The sequence below is a fragment of the Rhizorhabdus sp. genome, from assembly GCF_018006725.1.
Taxonomy (GTDB): domain Bacteria; phylum Pseudomonadota; class Alphaproteobacteria; order Sphingomonadales; family Sphingomonadaceae; genus Rhizorhabdus.
The window spans coordinates 1-4,474 of sequence record NZ_JAGMXV010000323.1 but is presented as its reverse complement, the minus strand read 5'-3'; the positions used below and the strand labels follow the sequence as shown (position 1 = coordinate 4,474).

Here is a 4,474-nt window from a genome sequence, read left to right as displayed (position 1 = left end):
ACATCTCGACGCGGCTGAGTGATCATCACAGAGCGGGGCGGCTTTGGCCGTCCCGCGGTTGCTTGGGGACCGGTGTGTAGCGCTGGTCCCCATTCTTATTGGGAACGGCGGAGAGTGAGAGTCGGGCCGGGAAGGGTTTGAGCCGTCGGGGGCAAAGGAGAGCGCCTGATGGTTCGACCCATTCCTGCTCTCCGAAAGAATTCCTGCCATGACCGAATCTCTTGCCGGCGGCATCGCCACGCCGCTCTCCATGCGTGCCGCTGCAAATCTCACCTCTGCCGCTGTCAGGGCCGCGCGACAGGTCCTGACCGAGCTCGAACGCGGCCGTCGCATCGATGCCGCTGTTCTGCGTAGCGCCATGGAGTCTGCCTTTGGCGCCTCGGACACGGCCGGCGTTTGGAATTGGAAGACCGCCTATGACGTCTGCGAGGCGGCAGCCGTTCTGTTCCTTCGCAAGTTCGGCCCCGCGATGCGTGCCAAGGCTGGGTCGACGGCAGCAATGCTGCCGATGCTCACGAAGATCGCTAGCTGTCTGCCGACCCACACGCGGCGTTCCGAGGACAGCCAGGCGCTTCAGCAATTCTCGACGCCGATCCCGCTTGGGCTGGCCGCATGCGCCGCGGCTGGCATTACGCCGGCCGATCGCGTTCTTGAGCCTTCTGCTGGGACCGGTTTGCTCGCCGTCTTTGCCGAGCTCGCCGGCGGCGTTCTGGTCTTGAACGAGTTGGCCGAGGCCCGCGCGGCGCTGCTCGATCATCTCTTCGCAGGCGTTAAGGTCTCGCGGTTCGATGCTGCACAGATCGACGACCACCTCGACGCGAGTGTCGTGCCGAGCGTCGTTCTGATGAACCCGCCGTTCTCGGCATTGACGAACGTAGACCGACGGATGACGGATGCGGCTCTCCGTCACATCGCTTCAGCGCTCGCGCGTCTTGGCGACGGTGGACGCCTTGTCGCCATCACTGGCGCCAGCTTCGCACCGGATAACCCGGCATGGCGAGAAGCCTTTGTGCGGCTCCAGGAACGCGGGCAGGTAGCGTTTTCTGCGGCGATCGACGGCGCCATCTACGCGAAGCACGGAACACAAATCGACACACGGCTGCTTGTGATCGACAAGCTGCCCGCTGCCGATCCGACGGCTTTTCCGGCTTCGCCAGGCATGGCGGCCGACGTCGCTACCTTGCTCGACTGGGTGAACCAGCATGTGCCTCCAAGGCTGCCCGTCGCCATATCACCGGAGATCGTCGCTATCGAGCGGCCGGCTATGTCGCGATCGCTGGGCGCCGTTGCACCACGCTCATCGTCTTCTTCGAGAGACGCCGCGCCAGAAGGCGTCGAACTTACATACGAAACGGTCGAATGGTCGCCGCCGGAAGGCACCCGGCTCACCGATGCCCTTTACGAGGAATACGGATTGCAATCGATCCGTATTCCCGGATCGTGCGCACACCCGACCAAGCTCGTGCAGTCCGCGGCGATGGCGTCCGTTGCGTCACCGAAACCATCCTATCGTCCGCACCTGCCTTCGAGTCTGGTGGCAGATGGAGTTCTGTCGGACGCCCAACTTGAGAGCGTCATCTATGCCGGCGAGGCGCATTCTGAGTTTCTCGTGGGCTCCTGGACGGTCGATGCGACCTTTGATGTTATCGCCGCCGCGCGCGATGACGCAGAGAATGCCGTCCGCTTTCGCCGCGGCTGGTTCTTGGGCGATGGCACCGGCGCGGGCAAGGGCCGGCAGGTCGCCGGGATTCTGCTCGACAACTGGCTCAAGGGCCGCCGACGTGCCGTCTGGGTCAGCAAATCCGACAAGCTGATCGAGGACGCGCAGCGCGATTGGTCCGCGCTCGGGATGGAGCGCCTGCTCGTTACGCCCTTGTCCCGGTTTCGCCAGGGCACCCGGATCCGGCTTGCGGAAGGCGTCCTATTTACCACCTACGCCACGCTACGGACCGACGAGCGTGGCGAGAAGCTTTCGCGCGTCAGGCAGATCGTCGAATGGTTGGGCTCGGACTTCGACGGAGTGATCGTCTTCGACGAGAGCCACGCCATGCAGAATGCGATCGGGGGCAAGGGCGAGCGTGGTGACCAAGCGGCCTCTCAGCAGGGGCGCGCGGGCTTGAGGCTCCAGCACGCGCTGCCGAATGCCCGCGTGGTCTATGTGTCGGCGACGGGCGCAACCACGGTCCACAATCTCGCTTATGCCCAACGCCTCGGCCTTTGGGGCGGCGCCGACTTTCCGTTCGCCACCCGTGCCGAGTTCGTCGAAGCGATCGAGGAGGGTGGGGTCGCGGCCATGGAGGTGCTGGCGCGCGACCTCAAGGCGCTCGGCCTCTACGCAGCCCGCTCGCTCTCTTACGAGGGCGTCGAGTACGAGCTTGTTGAGCACCAACTGACGCCGGAGCAGGTCCGCATTTACGACGCCTATGCCGGTGCGTTCAGCGTCATCCATAATAACCTGGACGCGGCGATGCGGGCCGCCAACATCACCGGCGCAACGGGAACGCTGAACGGGCAGGCCAAATCTGCGGCACGCTCCGCCTTCGAAAGCGCGAAGCAGCGCTTCTTCGGTCACCTCCTGACCTCGATGAAGACCCCGTCACTGATCCGTGCGATCGAGAACGATCTTGAGGCTGGGCACGCCGCGGTCATCCAGATCGTGTCGACGGGCGAAGCGCTGATGGAGCGCCGGCTCGCGGAGATTCCAACTGAAGAATGGGGCGACGTCCAGGTCGACATCACCCCGCGCGAGTATGTCCTCGACTACCTCGCCCACTCCTTCCCGGTCCAGCTCTACGAACCCTTCACCGACTCGGAAGGTAACCTCTGCTCCCGGCCTGTCTATCGCGACGGCCAGCCGGTCGAGAGCCGGGAAGCCGTCGCACGCCGTGACCGCCTCATCGAGAAGCTTGCCTCGCTGCCGCCGGTACCTGGGGCACTGGATCAGGTCATCCAGCGCTTCGGCACCGAACTGGTCGCCGAGGTGACGGGCCGCTCGCGCCGCGTCATCCGCAAGGGCGACCGGCTGGTGGTCGAAAACCGCGCAGGCTCGGCCAATCTCGCCGAGACCTCGGCCTTCATGGATGACGTCAAGCGCATCCTCGTGTTCTCCGACGCCGGCGGCACGGGGCGGAGTTACCATGCCGAACTGTCGGCGCGGAATCGCCGGTTGCGCGTCCATTACCTGCTCGAGCCCGGCTGGAAGGCCGACGCCGCGATCCAAGGCCTTGGCCGCACCAACCGGACCAACCAGGCGCAGCCGCCGCTGTTTCGTCCGATTGCGACAGACGTGAAGGCCGAGAAGCGCTTTCTCAGCACCATTGCCCGCCGGCTCGATACGTTGGGAGCCATTACGCGCGGCCAACGTCAGACCGGAGGACAGGGCCTGTTCCGGCCCGAGGACAATCTCGAAAGCCAGTATGGACGTGATGCGTTGCGTCAGCTCTACACGCTGCTCGCGCGAGGCAAGGTCGACGGTTGCTCGCTTGGGAGGTTCGAGGATGCAACCGGTCTGAAGCTCATGGATGCCAATGGGCTCAGGAATGACCTGCCGCCGATCACGACCTTTCTGAACAGGTTATTGGCGCTCACCATCGACCTCCAGAATGTGCTGTTCACCGCCTTCGAGCAGCTCTTGACCGCTCGGATCGAAGGCGCGGTTGCATCCGGCACCTACGACGTCGGGTTGGAAACACTCCGTGCCGAGAGCCTTGTCGTCACCGACCGGCGGACGATCTATGACCAGCGGGGGACCGGCGCCGAGACCCGGCTGCTCACTGTCACACAGCGCCAGCGCAATCATCCGGTGAGTCTGGATGACGCTCTTGCTCGTCTTTCCGATCGTCAGGCCGTCCTGCTGGTCAATGAGCGCTCGGGACGAGCCGCCGTGCAGGTCCCCGCGGCGAGCGTCATGCTCGATGACGGCGAGATCGAGCGGCGCGTCCGTCTGATCCGGCCGATGGATCAGCACACGGTCCCCTTGAGCATGATGGCGGAGAGCCACTGGATCGAAGCGGACCGTGGGCGCTTCGCTGCGGCCTGGGTGGCGGAGCTTGCCGAGGTGCCCCAGTTCACGGAAAGCACGATCCACGTTGTGGCGGGCTTGCTGCTCCCTATCTGGAAGCGGCTGCCGAACGAATCAACCCGCGTCTATCGGCTCCAGACCGATGCGGGCGAACGCATCATCGGACGCAAGTTTTCGGCCACATGGGTCGCAAACGTCCTTTCGAGGGACGCGCCCGCGCTGACGCCGGACGCTGCCTTTGCCGCGCTGATGGAGGGACGCACCGTCCTCGACCTCGCGGAGGAACTCCAACTTCGCCGCGTCCGGGTGATGGGCGCCTATCGCATCGAGCTGTCCGGATTCAACGACACGATACGCGATCGCCTCCGTGCTTACGGCCTCTTTGGGGAGATCATCTCCTGGAAGCTGCGCATGTTCGTACCCACGGACGCGAGCGGCATCGAGGTCCTGTCC

The 4,474-nt window shown here is 64.7% G+C and carries 1 protein-coding gene; it reads left to right on the top strand.

Annotated features, from left to right (window positions below; genetic code table 11):
- Window positions 1-250: 250 nt before the first annotated feature.
- Window positions 251-4,474, top strand: a 4,224-nt coding sequence (locus KAY22_RS25045; RefSeq protein ID WP_296625837.1) for a bifunctional class I SAM-dependent methyltransferase/DEAD/DEAH box helicase, incomplete at its 3' end; no start/stop codon positions are given.